Annotated in this window: 15 protein-coding genes; 2 read left to right on the top strand and 13 right to left on the bottom strand. The window is 36.3% G+C overall.

The window, feature by feature from the left end:
- Positions 1-7: 7 nt before the first annotated feature.
- The gene (locus JZO71_RS01445; protein ID WP_206897823.1) at positions 8-535 is read right to left on the bottom strand and encodes a hypothetical protein; all 528 of its coding nucleotides are present in this window, start codon (positions 533-535) and stop codon (positions 8-10) included.
- A gap of 134 nt (positions 536-669) precedes the next feature.
- Entirely contained in the window at positions 670-1230 is a 561-nt protein-coding gene (locus tag JZO71_RS01440) for a hypothetical protein (protein ID WP_206897822.1), read from the bottom strand.
- A gap of 762 nt (positions 1231-1992) precedes the next feature.
- On the opposite strand from JZO71_RS01440, the gene JZO71_RS01435 reads away from it, so the two are divergent.
- Complete coding sequence (locus tag JZO71_RS01435; protein WP_206897821.1) at positions 1993-3483, top strand: helix-turn-helix domain-containing protein; 1491 nt, start codon at positions 1993-1995, stop codon at positions 3481-3483.
- 393 nt (positions 3484-3876) lie between these two features.
- The gene (locus JZO71_RS01430) at positions 3877-5328 is read left to right on the top strand and encodes a helix-turn-helix domain-containing protein (protein ID WP_206897820.1); all 1452 of its coding nucleotides are present in this window, start codon (positions 3877-3879) and stop codon (positions 5326-5328) included.
- A gap of 538 nt (positions 5329-5866) precedes the next feature.
- Here the strand turns inward: JZO71_RS01430 and JZO71_RS01425 are convergent.
- From JZO71_RS01425 to JZO71_RS01375, 11 genes are all read right to left on the bottom strand, one after another.
- On the bottom strand, positions 5867-6778 hold the full coding sequence (locus tag JZO71_RS01425) for a conjugal transfer protein (protein WP_206897819.1): 912 nt from the start codon (positions 6776-6778) through the stop codon (positions 5867-5869).
- Positions 6779-6796: 18 nt separating this feature from the next.
- Entirely contained in the window at positions 6797-7801 is a 1005-nt protein-coding gene (locus JZO71_RS01420; protein WP_206897818.1) for a bifunctional lytic transglycosylase/C40 family peptidase, read from the bottom strand.
- A complete protein-coding gene (locus JZO71_RS01415; protein WP_206897817.1) occupies positions 7798-9921 on the bottom strand; it encodes an FUSC family protein in 2124 nt (707 codons plus the stop codon). The genes JZO71_RS01420 and JZO71_RS01415 overlap by 4 nt, the downstream gene beginning before the upstream one ends.
- A 4-nt stretch (positions 9922-9925) precedes the next feature.
- A complete protein-coding gene (tcpF, locus tag JZO71_RS01410; RefSeq protein WP_206897816.1) occupies positions 9926-12373 on the bottom strand; it encodes a conjugal transfer ATPase TcpF in 2448 nt (815 codons plus the stop codon).
- Positions 12360-12749: a conjugal transfer protein gene (locus JZO71_RS01405; protein WP_206897815.1), complete on the bottom strand. Its 390-nt coding sequence runs from the start codon at positions 12747-12749 to the stop codon at positions 12360-12362. The genes tcpF and JZO71_RS01405 overlap by 14 nt, the downstream gene beginning before the upstream one ends.
- A gap of 59 nt (positions 12750-12808) precedes the next feature.
- Entirely contained in the window at positions 12809-13312 is a 504-nt protein-coding gene (locus JZO71_RS01400) for an antirestriction protein ArdA (protein WP_016613859.1), read from the bottom strand.
- Between the two features lie 12 nt (positions 13313-13324).
- Positions 13325-13546, bottom strand: coding sequence for a hypothetical protein (locus JZO71_RS01395; RefSeq protein ID WP_002298822.1), 222 nt, complete (start codon positions 13544-13546; stop codon positions 13325-13327).
- A gap of 4 nt (positions 13547-13550) precedes the next feature.
- A complete protein-coding gene (locus JZO71_RS01390; protein WP_206897814.1) occupies positions 13551-13676 on the bottom strand; it encodes a DUF3789 domain-containing protein in 126 nt (41 codons plus the stop codon).
- Complete coding sequence (gene mobT, locus JZO71_RS01385) at positions 13673-14857, bottom strand: MobT family relaxase (RefSeq protein ID WP_206897813.1); 1185 nt, start codon at positions 14855-14857, stop codon at positions 13673-13675. Before mobT ends, JZO71_RS01390 begins: the two co-directional genes overlap by 4 nt.
- A gap of 255 nt (positions 14858-15112) precedes the next feature.
- Positions 15113-15403: a hypothetical protein gene (locus JZO71_RS01380; protein ID WP_002390861.1), complete on the bottom strand. Its 291-nt coding sequence runs from the start codon at positions 15401-15403 to the stop codon at positions 15113-15115.
- Positions 15393-16535: a DNA cytosine methyltransferase gene (locus tag JZO71_RS01375; RefSeq protein ID WP_206897812.1), complete on the bottom strand. Its 1143-nt coding sequence runs from the start codon at positions 16533-16535 to the stop codon at positions 15393-15395. Before JZO71_RS01375 ends, JZO71_RS01380 begins: the two co-directional genes overlap by 11 nt.
- Positions 16536-16593: the final 58 nt, after the last annotated feature.

The raw sequence follows: 16593 nt of genomic DNA, 5'->3' as shown, positions 1-16593 counted from the left end.
AACTTTTTTAACTAACATACAGCACTCCATCAATCGTTGCCTGATTTATTTCTTTTTCATTATCAAAAACTGTATAAACAATACTGATATCGTAGCTGCCTTCTAACAATTCTTTCTCTAGCTTTGCTTCCATTAATTGCCTATTTGGAGGAATTAAGCCAGACTTATATATCTGCTTATTCCCCTTTTTTAACAAGTACTGAACTTGAATGTTGTATGCGTTCGTGGGCTTATTTTTTATTTCAAATTGAGCAACATTTGTTTCTTTAGAAACTGCTATCTCATGTTTCAGATTAATATTTACTTTATCCTTATCAATTTCTGATTGCATGAATTTTAACATCTGCTCATCAGTCATAACTTCCAAGTCAGATTCCAATTCAGGAAGACCACTAACTACTTTAGGTTCTGAGAAAAATTTATCTCTCAAAATAAAGGCCGTTACTCCTGATCCAAGAATAAGTAGTAGTAAGAGTAATAGTATAATTAACTTCTTCTTTTTTTTCTTTTCTTCTTGGCTTTCCATACTATTCATTTATAGATCTCCTTACACGATGAATAAAAGAAGGAAGGGAGGTTTTCCCTTCCCCTCTTATTTAAACTTTCTGAAAATACGTTTTTGGAACTATTTCATTTATATAGTTGTGAAATGTAAATTCATTTGAACTCTTACTTTACAGCGGTAAAATGCAAATTCACCTGATACTCCGGACGCAATGCTGCATCCCCAGAAGCCGGAAAAACGTTTGGGTCAATTGAACCTGTTAATGTAAAGGTATCAACTGAGCTAGGATCAATCGATGTCAAATATTTTTGACTTGATAACATCTGACCACTTTTCTTTTGTAATGGAACTTCAACTCCGGTAGAGCTTTTAATAGAAAGATCTTGTGTAATTGATACAGAATTTTTTAATGCAAACTTTTCGACTGCGACCTTTATACCATTTGTTGAAGAATTATTCTCAAGTTTATAGACTGGTGAAATAATACTAGCTGTAGGAGCTCCGGTATCATCTACACTGTTAGCATATAAAACTTTTGATGGGATAGTGATATCGATTACTGATGGATCAATGGGATCAGTAGGTGAGCCAGGATCAGTATCATCCCATTCCCCAATCCACCCGTTTACAGCAAAATCTCCAGTTTCAGAACCTGTTACAGTGTGAGGTGTATCGTTGGGATCAGCATCCCCACCTGTCCATGCACTTGCACTTGTTGGAGCCAACGCAACAACTCCTCCCAGAACTACTGCACTTACCAATAATTTTTTGATCATTTTGAATCTCCTCTTTTCTTTCGTTTTTACAGCTTCCACTTAAATTACTATTCTGCAAAATTAGTCCACCAGTACAAATATTTATCTTCCAAATAATTCTAGACTGAATTTAACTATTTCACAGAAAGTAACTTTTTGGTTGCAGAAAGTATATTAGCATCTTTCTCATTCAATGTGACAATACAAATTGGGTATAGCAATATACCAGATTTGTATATTCTGCCTCCCGCCAAAAATATACCGACAAATATTTTTTAAATCATTGAATCTTAAAAATAATAAAACTATTTTTTAGCTAGACGATGTCTGTAAAACTGGAGTATCATTATGTTACAGATAAACATTAGAATAAAATGGCGACAAAATGATTGTTTTTCTACCTTACTTTATGATTTATTCCATAAATAAGTCAGTATTCATAAGGATTTTTACTTAGTAGACTAAAATTGGAACCAATTAATTTTTCAAATAGCAATATTTTCTCTAATTCTTTTCAAATAAAAAAAGTTAGATTTTATTCAAATAAAATAACGATATAATATGAATTCCCATTTATTTTTTCTCAAAAAAAAACGAGAAGACTCTTCTATGACTTTCGTAAATGTACAGATAACGTATATATTTATACAAAGATAGTATATCGACAAGGAGTTCACAGAGAATAGAATTGTAATGATACTCAAAGACAAATAATATTCGAGGTGACTTCTGATGCTTATTTCAAACAAAACCAAAAGAGAATTAACATTGCTTCATCTAATTATGACTAGTAAAAAAACCTCTTTTGATATTCTCTCAAAAGAAATGAAGATATCAAAAAGAACAATAGGAGAAGACATTACTAAAATAAACAGTATTTTCCATCAACAATTTGATTACAAAAGAAAAATAATTTTAACTAATACAAGTGGTTCTATTAAAATTAATTCTCCATTTTCAGATGATCCTATTTCTTATTATTATCATTTGAAGTTTTATCTTTTAAACGAATCAATTCTTTACCAATTGTGCATACTTTTAGTTACCAACGGAGAAATCCATCAAAATCATCTTATTGAACGTCTATATATATCTACTCATTATTTGGTAAAGCTTCGGCAGCAATTAAATAAGTATCTTTCAGTTTTTGATTTGTTTTTAAAAAAAGAAAATTCCATCTATTCTATAGAGGGAAATGAAATTTGCTATCGGATTTTTACCTACCTATTATTACAGGATTCATTTCAAGGAATTAAGTGGCCTTTTGATTCATATAAACCAAATAGTAATTTAGAAGATGAATTCAGCAAAAACTCTTTAACAAAAGATTTTTCAATTCAACTTTTTAATCAAATATTGACACAACGTTTTAAATATAAAAAGTTTCTTTCAATTAATTCTACAAATCCCAACTTTGATCTCTTTAAAATGATAATGGACAATTATGATGGTAGTTTGCTTCTAAAAAATGATTCTTTTGATAATTTAGATTCTTCGACTAAGGAAAGTGAAAGACTATATGTTAATTTTTTTGAAAGAATTTTTCTTTCAGACATTATCCCCATAAAAAAGAAAGTAGAACTCGGGCGCATATTCGAATCTTACAATCATCAAACTTGTATAAAATCCCGTAAGACCTATGAGAAATTTTCCAGAATCTTATCGGCTTCTGGATGTACTGAAACTAATTATATTTTTTTATACTATATTAATATCTGTTTAATTTTATATCAGACCATTGGCAATAAATACTTTGATTTTTTAAGTTTATTAGTCCCCACAACTTATTTAGATATTAGTGAAAAAAGCATTTATTTAAATTCTATAAAACGCGAACTTGATGATCTATATATTGACAAGGAAGAGCTGAACTACATTGTTACTATTCTTTGCACACTATGCCATTTCCATAAAACCTCTAAATTGAAAATATATATCCAAATGACAAAGGTATTTACTTCAGTTTATGTAATACAAGAAAGATTACGTGATATTTTTAATCAAAAAAATATTGTATTTACAGATGATTACTCAGAAGCAGACATAATCATAACTGACAGTTTTGAAAAAAAGATAGATAAACAAGTTCTCTTTTACCTAGACAATATAAGTAATAAAAAAAGATGGTATGAACTCGTCAAAACAATTCAAAATGAACTCCTAGATAGGCTAAATTCTGAGCTGATAGTTCCACAATTACCCCTTAACAAGGTAAGCAAATAAATCATTTTTCCATGTCCCATCAAGCGTTTGAAATAAAGTTAAAGATTTTACTATTCTATAAAAAAGAAAGCAAAAATTCCAATATATACAAAATCCACCGAACTATAAAAATTATGGGTTTAATGAAAACAAAGACTAAGATAGTTAAAATAACTCCAATAAAAATATTAAAAAACATTTTAGTTCACATCCTACTGATAATTTTTAAGATTTTAGATTATTTATCTGATTGGCACCAGATATTTTAAAGATACTCATTTGAAATTTATCGCCATGGTATCACTTATAAACGATTTTTTCACTATACAAAATATATCTATTCTTATATATATATTCCATAATTTATACTTATCAACAATACTTTAGTAACTTAGAAAAGAGGTTTCAAACAATATGATAATTTCAAACCACTATGAAAGAGAACTAAATGTACTACATCAAATAATTACTAACCATCCCACTACCCTAGCTATCCTGTCAGATGAAATGGGTATTCCAAAATTAACAATTAAAGGTGATATTCTTAAACTAAATGCTTATTTTCTTGAGTGTACGAATAATAAAAATGATCTCATCATTTCAAGTAATCAAGGATTCATAACAATAAACTCAATATTTGTAGACAATGCTATTACTTATTTTTATCAATTAAAGTTGTTCCTTTCTAATAACTCAAGTTTATTTAGGCTTTGCGTGTTATTCCTTACAAATTATAGTATTTCAAAGCAGCAAATTATCGATAATCTTTTCATCTCAGAAACATATTTATTCAAGTTATGCTCGCAATTGAATGATTGTATTGCACCGTTCAATTTATCCGTTCACAGTTCCAATCAAATCTTCAAACTAGAAGGAGATGAAATCTGTTTACGATTATTTTCATATATAGTCCTACAAGATTTCTTCCAAGGTATTGAGTGGCCTTTTGACTCAGAAACTCCGAAGATAAATTTTGATAATAGTGAATCTTCCGTTTCTCTAACTAAAAATCATGCCTTCTACTTACTAAGTGAAATAACAAAGCAACGCTTTTCAAATAGTAAATATCTAATTATTAAGCCGAATTCCTCCCTTTATAGCCTAATGGAATTAATTCAAGATAATTACGATGTATCAGAAACATTAAAAAAGAATTTTTTTGTATCCCTCCCACAAAATATAGCGAAATCAGAAAAAATATATTTCAATTTTTTCACAAGAATTTTTCTTTCCGACTTAATTCCATCCGAGGCAAAGTTAAGATTAGGGAGAAAATTTGAATATTTTAATCATCCTGCTTGTCGATTTTCAAACGAGATATATTCAAGATTTTCAAATGTTTCTTGTGATTCCGCTGGTTCTACAGAAAAGGAAATATATTTATACTACTTAACTATTTTTAATGTCCTTTATTCAATTATCGGAGACAAATATCGGCTTTTTCTTGATTTGATGCTTCCTATTCCCTACTTGAATATTACTAAAAATGATGATTATATGAATATTATCAAAACTGAAATTCATTTACTTTTTGAGGATAAAGAGTTAGAAAAATATATTGCTGGATTACTTTACACTATTTCATCTTCTAAAAAAGAGACCACCTTAAAGTTGTACATTCAAATGTCTAAGGTTTTTACAAATGTATATATAATAGAAAAACGTATCCAAGCGGTTTTTAACTCAAAAAATATCATTTTCACGAATGATTTTTCTCAAGCAGACATCATTATTACAGACAGTTTAGAAAAGCAATCAGAACATCAGATACTTTTCTACTTAGATTCAGTTAACAATTCAAGTAGATGGCTCGATCTTATGACCTTGATTCAAAAGAAATTCCTTGAAAAAATGGGTGATAATTAAAAAATGATAACTCATAGAAGATAAAATATAGTACTCAGTGAAGAATCTGTTAATAGTATATTTTCTTTTATTAAATTTTCTAGATTCAACTCATTTTCTATTGAAGACTTTCATACTTGATTGCATGTCATTCTATCTACACTTTAGCGTAAACAAAAATAGCCCAGTATATCAAAATGATATGTGGGCTATTTGTTCAAATTTGGATTCCATTAAATTGAGTCTGAACATCCCAATTGCACGGCAAGAACGAGACTCTTTGCAATATAGACTTACTATTTTCTATACGAATAATGGATAATTTTTATTTCAGACGTTTTTAAATCCTCAAAAGGGTAACCAAATCCAATAATAAAAATCTCGATGAAGATTTTTTATGTTTAGTGTAGTCAATTCAATTTTGCTATTCCACAGTATACTGGAGTGAATTACTCTACAAAAATTTTAGTTCATTTTATACTGAAAAAAAGAGACACCACACAGACATTACACCATCAAATAGTATAATGCCTGTGTTATTTCTTCCAAATTAACAATATTATTTATAATCAACAATTTTCCAATTCTCTTTTTTTTGCAATCGTAGCGTATACTGAAATTTATTGGTTACTTTTGACAAATCATTCAGATATTTCACATCGACATTCACCTGAGTATCATTCCCATCACCTAAATAAACTGGACCCACTAATTCTACGAACTTCAGATTTGCATTGATTGGTTGCATCGCATCATCTTCCACGTAGTATTCAAGTTCTTTTTCCGATGCTGTTGGATAAAGCTTGAAAAATGTCTCTAGAAATTCAGTGATTTCTTCTGTGGTTTTGGCATCAATTTCCGAATCACTTTCTACTTGTTTTGCCTCGTATTTTGCCTTGTCTGGTTTTGCAATCATGGTAGGCAAACTCGTCACAATATGATTCCCTTTTTCATCTTCAAAGATTGTCACTCGATAAGCAGAAGAAATTGATTGTGTCTTTTTCCCTTCTGTAATCTTTTGCTCCACTAAAAACGAAACGGTAAATTCTTCTAAATTCTTTTCAACATCTAGAATTTTTACTGATTGAACTTCAGAACTAGTGGGAATATCCGCTCGAACCATATCTCGGCTCAAAGTGAGACCTTCTTCTGTGAGGTACTGTCCGAGATTACTCATTCTCTTTTCAATTACTTCCTTGTTATTCTTCCAGGAAAAATATTCTTTCACAAAATCCTTCGTAAAACTTTCAACGCCAGAAGTATTCACTACCTTTTCCTTCATAACCACTTTTTCATGAGTTGTATGCTGATTAATGGCAGTGAAGTTTTTATAAATGCCAAAAGCAAGGCTACCAGACAGTAAAAGCCAAAGGGCAAGCACCGTTTTCCGATGCTTGCCCTTTGAAACGACTCGTTCTTTCTTCTTTTTTGGGGTCTTTTCCTTCTGATTCCGTTCAATTTTTATCTTCATTATTTTTCCTCTTTTCTCTTATTTGTATCGGCCAGCTCCGATAAGATGCTGCTGCCAATAGTTTTCTGTCAGATTCGTCCATCCCACTGGGTCTCCTGCATGAAACATACGATTCTCGCCTGCGTAAATGCCCACATGGGTCACATACGTACCGGCATCATAAGTCGAATGAAAAAAAACTAAATCACCTGGTTTGGCATCTTTTAGATCAATATGTGTCATGGCATCATACTGATCCTGAGCCACCCGAGGAAGGTTCAGACCAACTTTGGCATAGCACCATTGGGTCAGGCCACTACAATCAAATCCCGTTTCAGGACTTGAGCCACCAAACACATAGTCCGTTCCTTCATACTTAAATGCCTCATCAAAAATTTCTTGGACTATTTTGTCATCAAACTGTGTTGTAGTTAGATATTGCTTCACTAATAAACAGTAAAACATATTGCCATAGTTATACCTCCACCCACCATTTTCCTTAATCGCGATTGGGTTGGGGTAGTCTACTTTTTGGCCACCCGATTTTTCCTTTGAAAATGATTCAGCTAAAGCAAAACTATGCTTCTTCCCGTTTTTCGCGACATGATCCAAATATCCACCGCCATAGTTATAGGCCTGAATGATACTATCTTGATCGCACCCTAGCTCTTTGGAACGATTAACCAAAGACGCAAAATAGAGACAACCTTGTTTAATGGATGCCTCGGTACTTAATGAATTCGGTGGTAAGCCTGCCGACTCTGAACTCTGCATAACATCTTCCATTTTCCCACCAGATTCCACTTGAATAATCGCCAAAAGAATCGGGACATACTCTGTTATATCCGATTCTTTGGCATATTTTTCCACCATTGCCCGGTGTTTCAAAACTTCTTCTGAGACGCTAGTTCCGCCAGGAGAAGCACCTGAACTGCCACTTCCTTCGCTGTCTTCACCAAACAACAAACCCACACACATCAAGATTCCCATAAAGGAGATTGTCAGAAAGGTTAACGAAATGATACTTAATTTCTTTACATTCATTTTTTCTCACCTGACCTTGATTTTGGACGAGAGTTCATTCTTTTTTGTACTTTTTGATTAGTTCGCTTGGGCAGAGTAGACCGCCGTTTCACTTGTTGGAAAGAATTTTTCTTATTAGATGGTTGACTTATTCTTTTTGAAACAATTTCCTGACTAGCTAGCTTCCGTTTGATTTCAGGATTCAGATTGCCTTTCACAATTCGTTTTGATACTTCTTCTTTCGGTATCCTACCTTTCTGAGGTTGGACCTCCGCTTTTATCGGAACATTTCCCCTTCTTTTCCCATGACGATTCCCTGTTTCGTTCAATGCTTTGCGCTTTTCAGCCATTTTCTCATCTCTACGTTGTCGCTGTTTTTCTCGCAATTCCGCTCGATTTGCTTTTTCTTGGACAAGTCCGCGTTTGAATTCTTCTGGTGCTTTTTTCGTCTTTTCGATTCCTTGATGGAGATTGTATTTCAGGTTGGTTGGCGCATTCCATACTCCATCCTTTACTTGTTTGGTCTTATCTTTCACCAAAGCTTGGGTATCCAGAACTTTGCCGATTTTTCTCCCAGCCAAATTCATTCGAGATTGTTTCTTATTATTTGAAGTTGGCTTTTCCTTATTCAAGTCAGATGGTACCTCGTGATCGTTAGGTAATCGTGAATTCTTTCGTAGAGAAGAACCGGATGGCTTAAATTTGGATTTTGATTGTTCCTTTGCCAATTTATTTCCGACTGCTGCACCACCGCCAAAAGCTAAAGTTCGTCCCACATTTCGATTAAGTTGCCGCAATTTACGGTTCATCAACATTTGAGGTCTTCGCATAACCCGTCTGCCCATTGACTGACTATCATTGCTTTGGAGATTGAACATACTCATAATGTCACCCAATTTGAAATAGATACCGACAAAGGTCATAATTTGCAAAAAAGCTACCATGAAGAAGGGATAGTTCGCTGAAATATTGAAAAACATCGTGGAGATACTAAATGCAGTCGTAATGACTAATGTCACTCCCGCTCGCATCATAATCGTATTGAATAAGCGAATAATCGCCTTCTTTCCTAAACTTTCATAAGTCGGCAACATGGACAATAAGAAACTAATCGGCAGAAACATCGCAAAGATAATGAAGAGAATTTGCGAGAACAACATAATCCCTATTAAAAGAAAAATAAAGAAGGAAATACCAATATTGAACAATACCAAAAAGACCACGGTCCCTAAGCGGTTCATGGTCTTGGTAATACTTAGATTCGCATTGTCATTGTCTTCAATCTCTGCCTTGACCGCTTCTTCCCGATCCTTGCCCTTATTTTCATCTGGACTCACAGATAGAATCTTGTTGACCCGGTCTTCGCCAATTTCTTCTATATTGGAATCATCGAATTGTAATAGTAACCAAGGTTGTTGGACTTGAATCGAAAACAAGCTATCCCGGATCAAATCCACACTATCTTTTCCTTGGCTTTCTGAATTGGGTACAACGATCTCGGTTCCAAGGCTAAGAGCCGCTTCGCTGACATCTGAGCTAAAGTCATTGATTTTTGTGATATAGGTAGGCGCATAGGCAATGAACGAACCTGAAAGTAGAAAAATCATCACAAAATTAATGACAGCCCGGACTGCTTTGGTAGTTTCTCGTTTGAGTAGACCGGTATACGCCACATACACCCCTAGGGCTAAAACCATTAATAATAGAAATCCAAAGTAAAATCCTGATGTCTGTAATCCATTTTCGGTAATGCCGGCTAAAGTTTGAATATTTTTTCCAATACTTTCAGCCGTGTCTGAAATGAAATCTAACTTGTAAGCTTCTTGAACTACATAGCCCGTGGCACTTGATAAATAGAGGCTAACCGTCCAAATAAAATTGGTAATGGCATACAGGCCATACATCACGCTCTTGCCTAAGCCATCACCCCAATTCCAAGGCAGCCAATCCCACGAACTATCCACAAAGAAATCCAACTGATAGTTACCAAGTGAATATTGGGAATAGAGATTTCCGGCTTCAACTGTATCATCAACCAGAACTGTTGCCTCAGCCACCGTTCCAATCAGACTGAGAAGAAGTAACATGACACAGAGACTGATTGCGATTATTCCTGCAATCCGAAAAAGTTTCTTTCTCATCTCCTCACTCCATTCTCTCTTGAACAGGTGGACGGGTATCAAAGGCATGGAAGAGTTCTTCAAATACAGGGTGAACTTGAACTACGCCAACTCTTCCATACAAATCTTGCATCAAGCATTGGCCGTTTTCCAAATCTCGCAGACGTTTTTGATTGCTTTCATCTTCTTGATCTAAGCCAAAGAATTCCAAGGTTTTCTTGATTTCATGAATATCGGTACTACGAAAAGCAAACTTCAACCCGATATTATTCTTCAAACGTTCATCCAGTAAGTCATCACTATTTTGCGTGACAAAGTAAACACCGGCATTCATGGCCCGCCCAGCACGAACGAGCTTATTCGATAATGTTTTCCCTTGCGCTACTTGAAGAAAACTCCAAGCTTCATCCAGGTCCACAATCTTGAAAACTTCTCGATTACTATGGATAAAGTCCAAGGCAAAAGTCGAAATGATGATTAGCATCGAAACGCTTAACAACTCCATGGTAGTGTATTCTTCAAAAGTCGTTTCCGCATCTGGTAAAACCAAATCCGCAACTTGAATGATATTCAACTGTTTATCTAAACTAATCGATTGAGTAATTGACCCATCTGAGAAAAGCAAATGGGCAAAATCATAATCGGTAAAAGACTCGATGTGATCCGCGATATTTTCCGCGACTGACGAACCCTCTTTACGCAATTCAACGATTACTTGTAATAATCCTCGTTGTTCACTTTGGGTAACGGTTCGAATGGCCTTGCGTAAAACGGGAAACTTCTCCCCATCTCGACTGGAAATTCCTGTTAAAAAGGTCAGGATATCAATCGCCAAACTTTCTGAGTCTTTCTTTTTCTTCATAATCACGTAGGGATCAAGTAAACCTTGATTTTCTGACTTACTGGTCAAGTTAAGAATATTGATTTCATCCGCAATTTCTGGCAAGGTTTCTTTCCAACCACCGCGTTCTCCCTTTGGATCGACAATCACAGCTTGCCCACCAAAAAGGACGGCATAATAGACTAAGAGATTGTTACTAAAGGACTTCCCACCACCAAGTGAACCAAGGAAAGCGGCAGCTAGCGCATTGGTAACTGAACCCTTTACCCCTTGTGAGGCCAATGCCGGTTTCAGGTAAACATTGCGCCCCGTATCTACGTTATAGCCAAAGTAAATACCTTCTAACTCGCCTAACATCTGTGTAGCGCCAAATCCAAGTCCGGCGAGAAAATCCGACGTAACATACTGGATATAATCATTCATGTATCGCTTACTAGAAGGTAAGAATTCTTCATGTAGTCCCATCATATCGCCAAAGGGCCGGACTATTTTTACATTGGTATCATCATAAAAATCAAGCACTTCATCACAACGCCGCTTTAATTCATCCACAGAATCCGCACTCACCCGAACCACATAGCTTAGTTTGTACATAGATTCTTTCGACTGATCCAAGGCGGTTTCCAATTCATCCACGGAATCCAACGCATCTAAGACATTGGAATTCGTCTCATTGTCAGATTGATAGGCATGGTTGTCTAAATCTTTCAGTTCCTTTTTCTTATTGCGAACGGTCGCTAGCGCCTTTTTGTTCGTCACGATTTCTACATTCATTGAAGTATCAATCGGAAACGTAAATTGTTGTTGCTGGTAATAGAAAAGTTCCGAGGAAGGAAACTCCATCTCTCCTACAATCGTATTAATTGTTAGATACGCTACATACGATTCATGATTTTCATGTTCCATACGTAAGTACCGAGGCTTTTCTTCAATCAAGCAACGACTAGGACGCAGTAGGTCATAACGTTTCACCAGTGTTTCTAATTTTAGCTTTTTCTTTGGTAGCTGAAATTCGTATTCTTCAAATGGTGTCCCTTTTTCGCCATAGATATGTTCAATCAAATACGTCAGATCACTCGGTGTGACTCGTCTGACTTTAAATCTTCTAGCCAATTTACTTTCCATTAATTTTTCAAGCTTAGAATAGCGACGAATTTCTTCATTGGATAAGGAAACAAAATCGCCCATTAAATGATGATTCACTCCATAGACAAATTCTTGAAGTCCAGAAAAGAAAGATTTCTTGAGATTCTTTAGATTGACCTCTTCATCTGTCACAATCAGTTTGAAGCCAATAAAAAAGCGATAATCAATCTGACTATCGCCAATCATGGATACTAAAGCATCTGTCTGTAAATCAATTCGTTGTTTCGCCACTTCTTTTAATCGCCCGGTAATTTCCTTTTTCGATCGTTCTTGTGTGGCGCGAATACTACTTTCTGTAGCAATTTGTAAGGCATGAATCTTACCTTCACGGTTTTGTGCAATCAATTGGCGAAAGTTATCATGTACTTGATATTTTTGTTCTGGTGACAAAAAGGAGTAGTTGTAAGGCACTAATTCATAATAGGCAAAACATTCGCCTTCTTGATTAAAGACAAGATTATTTTCAATATACTTAATCGGGTACATAGTTCACACTCCTTACTAAGGTGATTGATTCGTCCCATCGTTTCTTTTGTTCTTTGACTTTCTTTCCCGCAAAAGTGACCTTAAATCGTAAGTGATAGCTGACAAAGGATCGTGAAAATCCCAATGGTTTCTTTCCGTCAAACGTCTTTTGCGACATAAACCAAGTAACCGCTACCGGTATGCCTAAGTATTTTAAAAAGGCCCCCTCTATCATAGATAGTGGAGGCACATGGGCAAATACGATGACAAACAGCAAGGATAAAACAAACCAAGCCATCTGATTAAAGGTCACAGGAAAAGGCAGCTGAAAGTCATTAATTGCGTAAATGATCTTTTCAACTGCCCAAATACTGGTGTAACTTTTTATTTTTTTCATCAAATCATTCCTTTAAAAAGAAGGATAGTTTAGAAATCAACTACCCTTCAATAATTTTGTTAATATGGATACTCAAAAACACCTCGACTCGTTACCAAATAATTTCCCCCAATCTCCAAGTCTCTACCACACGCATCAAAATCAATATACGTCTTCAAGTGTTCTGGTACTTCTCCAAATTCACCATTTTCTACAATCAAGAAATATGCTACATCACTCATATCATCGCAATCTGGATAATAGACAATATCATCCACATGCTCTACCATTTCCTCAAAAGAATTGAAGAAAGCATGCTGAATCTCAGAAGCGACTTCACCAATTGGCGTTCCTTCTAGTTCCTCCGCTAAGCCACACAAACGATTAATTTCTTCAATTGGCGTATACTCATCAATCTCAAAAGGCAACTCATAATCATGAATCGCGTACTCTTCGTATTCGTCATTTAATCCAATCCGTTCTTTCACTTCATCAAAATCGACAGGTGGGGTAAACCATGCCCCCACCAACTCACCTTCATTGTATTTTCCAAGGTTCGCAATATAAACACGCATCTGTTCCATCGTGAATCCCCCTTACGCACCGACAATTCGGTTAAACAAATTGAGTAAGACATCCTTCACACCAGAAGCATTAAAGACCAGACCGACCGCAATCAAGGCAATCACCAAGAAGCCAATCAATTTAGAAAACTCCCGCTTAAATCCTAAAAATAACCCAATGACCACAATTGCCAGTAAGACTAAGGATTGGGCATTGGTTAAAAACCATTGATACAAATTTTGTCCGAAATTCATCTCGTCACTTTCCTTTCTTTTCCATTGCTCGGTCTGCTTCTGCACTTGAATGCATCGTAACACCAAGCAGACTGCCACTAAATCCCAATAAAATATCTTTTACAATTTCCATCAATATTCCTCTTTTCATACAATCAAGTTTTCAATTGCCATACTTTGTTGTTCCAAAATCTTTTTGTGCCGGTCTGATAAGCGTGCATTCTGTACCATATCCTGGATATAGGCTGTCTGATTCAAACGATCCAACTCCTTAGCCATTTTCCACGTAGGGGCAACTTGTCTGCCTAGCCAATTCAAGGTTCGTTCAATGGTATACGGTTTGGGTTCAGAAGTGAGTTGAATCTCTTTCCGATTCCGTCCAATAAAACGACCCCATTGTTCATTCAAGGGCCAGTTGGTTCGCCGTTTTCCATCTACTTTATCCGCAAATCGCAAATACCGATTGATAATGGAAAATGTGGTACTTTCAATACTACGACCTTTTAACAAATCTTGAATCGCATGATAAGCGCGGTCATTTTTCAGTCGAATCTCAAAGCGATTTTTCGTTTCAGTTTGGTCTAATGGAATCCCTAACTTGATATATTGTTCATAATCTTTTTCGTACAAACAAAAATAAACCTCACTTTTGAGACTGCCGATATATAAGGTATTGCCCATGCCATCCTTTTCATCGGCTTTCAACAGTTCCCCGGAACGATAACTTTTGAAGGTACGAAACAAGGAGATACATTCTTCTTTCTGACACTTTTTCGTTAAATCAGGAATATCCAATAGCCCCACTCGATCATTGATTGCTAAGTCTAAGCGTTTCATCACGCCACCGGATTTTAGACAATCTTCGAAAAAATCGTACCAGCTACGCTTTTGAGCAAGTAAAAAAGTTTCAAACTGTCGACAACCACGCCCTTTTAATTCTAAAAGAACACCTTTATCTTCTTCATGAGACAACATCACCACAATATCTCCCATGACATATTGTTCCTGATAAGAGTAAAAGGCGTAATCTTCATGAAGCATATACTCAAATTTCAAATGGAGAATTTCTTGAATAATTTTTCGTGCATCCGTTGTGGGGAAACGAATCCTTACATAGTCAAACAGTAATGTCAAAGGCAAATCGGGATTGAAACTTTCCAATTGGTCAAAAATTTTTCTCATGGTCTTTGCGGATGGTGTTACGCCACCGTTTTCTATCTGGTTTAAATAGGGACGACTAAGCCCGCAAGCGGTAGCCAATTTATTTTGCGAAATACCATATTCGTTGCGTCGGTCTTTTAATAGCCGATAATCTAAATTCCGTTGTGCCAAGTTCTCACCTCCAAATTCAAGGTGTTAACTTTTTCAAATGAGTTAACACCTATACAAATTACTTAATATCCTTGCTACACCAGTAATTCTTAATGGTTACTTGCTTATTTTTTGTGTTTTTGTACCCCCCTGTTAGATACGGGGGGTGAGACATCATGGCCGGCTGGCGCCGTCCATGAACAGGCACAGCACCACGGAGGATTCCTGCTTCGCAAATCCCCCGCGGTCAGCGCCTATCAGTGGTTTATCTGGTTGTTACTCCGCAGTAATACCCTCAATTTCCAATTCTGCTTTTATCTCAAACAAGTATTGGCGGATATCCGGTTCTTTGGCAAGGTCCGCAATCCGTTCGAATTCACTGATAACCTGATTCAACTCAATTCGAGCATCGGTTTCCTCGTCCATTACATATGAATCACCAGGGACCTTCACCCCATTTTTTCGAATATCAAAATTGAGCCGGTACAGTTCTTCTTCCAGTTCCGGATCTGACTGAATCTTGCCAATCACCCAGTAGATTTCTCCAATCAACTCATCATAAATCATGTGCTTTTACCTCCTTTAATCTTCTAGCAATATCAAAAATGACCGGAACTGTTACAGAGTTTCCGGCCTGTTTATACAACTGATTATCTGAATTGACTTGAGAGGCCCGGTCAAAGGCCCAATCGGGAAATCCTTGAAGTCGCCAGCATTCTCTAGGTGTTAGCTTCCGAATCTGGTACTGATCTGTGACGACTGCCTGTTGGTCTCCTGTTAGTAAGGTATGCACACTTTGTTTTCCCAAACGGCCTCGACGACTTGTGGAATTAGGAAAAGCCAAGTTCACACTGTCCCCTGGCTTCACCTCTTGATATTCTGTTTCATTTTTCCGAATCATGATTTTCGTTCCCCCTTGTTTCGTTGACAAAGTGGGGGCAGTTCCAGTTACCTCATAAACACGATTGCCTTGTTCAAAATTTCCTGATAACATACCGGCTACAGAAATTCCATCCTTTACCGGCAATGCGATTTTGATTCCTTCATCACCGGTTAAGGTTAGGGCAACCCCATCTGAACCATAGACTTGGCCACCCATTCCTCGATTGGAAGGATTGATATTTACCAAGTTTCTGATGTTTTGATCAGATGTTGGAGACGATCCAATGATAGGAAATACTTGTTCGGTACATGCGTCTCGAGAATGTCCGATAAGGAAGACCCGCTCGCGGCTTTGGGGAACGTAGGCCTTTGAGTTAAGCACCTGCCATTCCACATCATACCCCAATCCATCCAGCGTTCGGAGGATCGTCTCGAACGTAGCCCCTCCTTCGTGATTGAGCAATCCCCGGACGTTCTCAAGGAATAAAAACTTAGGTTGGAGAAGAGTGGCGAACCGAGCGATTTCAAAGAATAAAGTACCTCGAGTATCGGAAAATCCTTGCCGCTTTCCCGCAATTGAAAAAGCTTGGCACGGAAATCCACCGCAAAGGATGTCCACTGGTCCGAGGGATTGAACAAACTCGTCTGATACACTTGTGATGTCATGCATTTCCACCTCCTTCCTTGTATCATGGATTGCCTTATAACTCCGCCGAGCAAATTCATCAATTTCACAAAAGCCGATACACTGGTGACCCGCTTGTTCCATACCTAAGCGAAAGCCACCAATCCCGGCGAATAAATCTAAAAATGTCATAAATCACCTCATTCATCGCAAAGAAAAAAGCCAAGAACATTTTTGCCCTTGGCTCTTA

Origin of the sequence: Candidatus Enterococcus courvalinii, from assembly GCF_017315945.1 — a bacterium.
Lineage (GTDB): Bacteria > Bacillota > Bacilli > Lactobacillales > Enterococcaceae > Enterococcus_B > Enterococcus_B courvalinii.
The sequence above is the reverse complement of the archived record's forward strand: the minus strand, read 5'-3'. Positions and strand labels throughout refer to the sequence as shown.

Excerpts from the sequence above, each read along its gene's own strand:
- JZO71_RS01445 (WP_206897823.1), bottom strand. The coding sequence starts at position 535 with ATGAATAGTATGGAAAGCCAAGAAGAAAAGAAAAAAAAGAAGAAGTTA.
- JZO71_RS01430 (WP_206897820.1), top strand. The coding sequence starts at position 3,877 with ATGATAATTTCAAACCACTATGAAAGAGAACTAAATGTACTACATCAA.
- JZO71_RS01420 (WP_206897818.1), bottom strand. The coding sequence starts at position 7,801 with ATGAATGTAAAGAAATTAAGTATCATTTCGTTAACCTTTCTGACAATC.
- JZO71_RS01425 (WP_206897819.1), bottom strand. The coding sequence starts at position 6,778 with ATGAAGATAAAAATTGAACGGAATCAGAAGGAAAAGACCCCAAAAAAG.
- JZO71_RS01405 (WP_206897815.1), bottom strand. The coding sequence starts at position 12,749 with ATGAAAAAAATAAAAAGTTACACCAGTATTTGGGCAGTTGAAAAGATC.
- tcpF (WP_206897816.1), bottom strand. The coding sequence starts at position 12,373 with ATGTACCCGATTAAGTATATTGAAAATAATCTTGTCTTTAATCAAGAA.
- JZO71_RS01380 (WP_002390861.1), bottom strand. The coding sequence starts at position 15,403 with ATGATTTATGATGAGTTGATTGGAGAAATCTACTGGGTGATTGGCAAG.
- JZO71_RS01395 (WP_002298822.1), bottom strand. The coding sequence starts at position 13,546 with ATGAATTTCGGACAAAATTTGTATCAATGGTTTTTAACCAATGCCCAA.
- JZO71_RS01435 (WP_206897821.1), top strand. The coding sequence starts at position 1,993 with ATGCTTATTTCAAACAAAACCAAAAGAGAATTAACATTGCTTCATCTA.
- JZO71_RS01415 (WP_206897817.1), bottom strand. The coding sequence starts at position 9,921 with ATGAGAAAGAAACTTTTTCGGATTGCAGGAATAATCGCAATCAGTCTC.
- JZO71_RS01400 (WP_016613859.1), bottom strand. The coding sequence starts at position 13,312 with ATGGAACAGATGCGTGTTTATATTGCGAACCTTGGAAAATACAATGAA.
- JZO71_RS01375 (WP_206897812.1), bottom strand. The coding sequence starts at position 16,535 with ATGACATTTTTAGATTTATTCGCCGGGATTGGTGGCTTTCGCTTAGGT.
- JZO71_RS01390 (WP_206897814.1), bottom strand. The coding sequence starts at position 13,676 with ATGAAAAGAGGAATATTGATGGAAATTGTAAAAGATATTTTATTGGGA.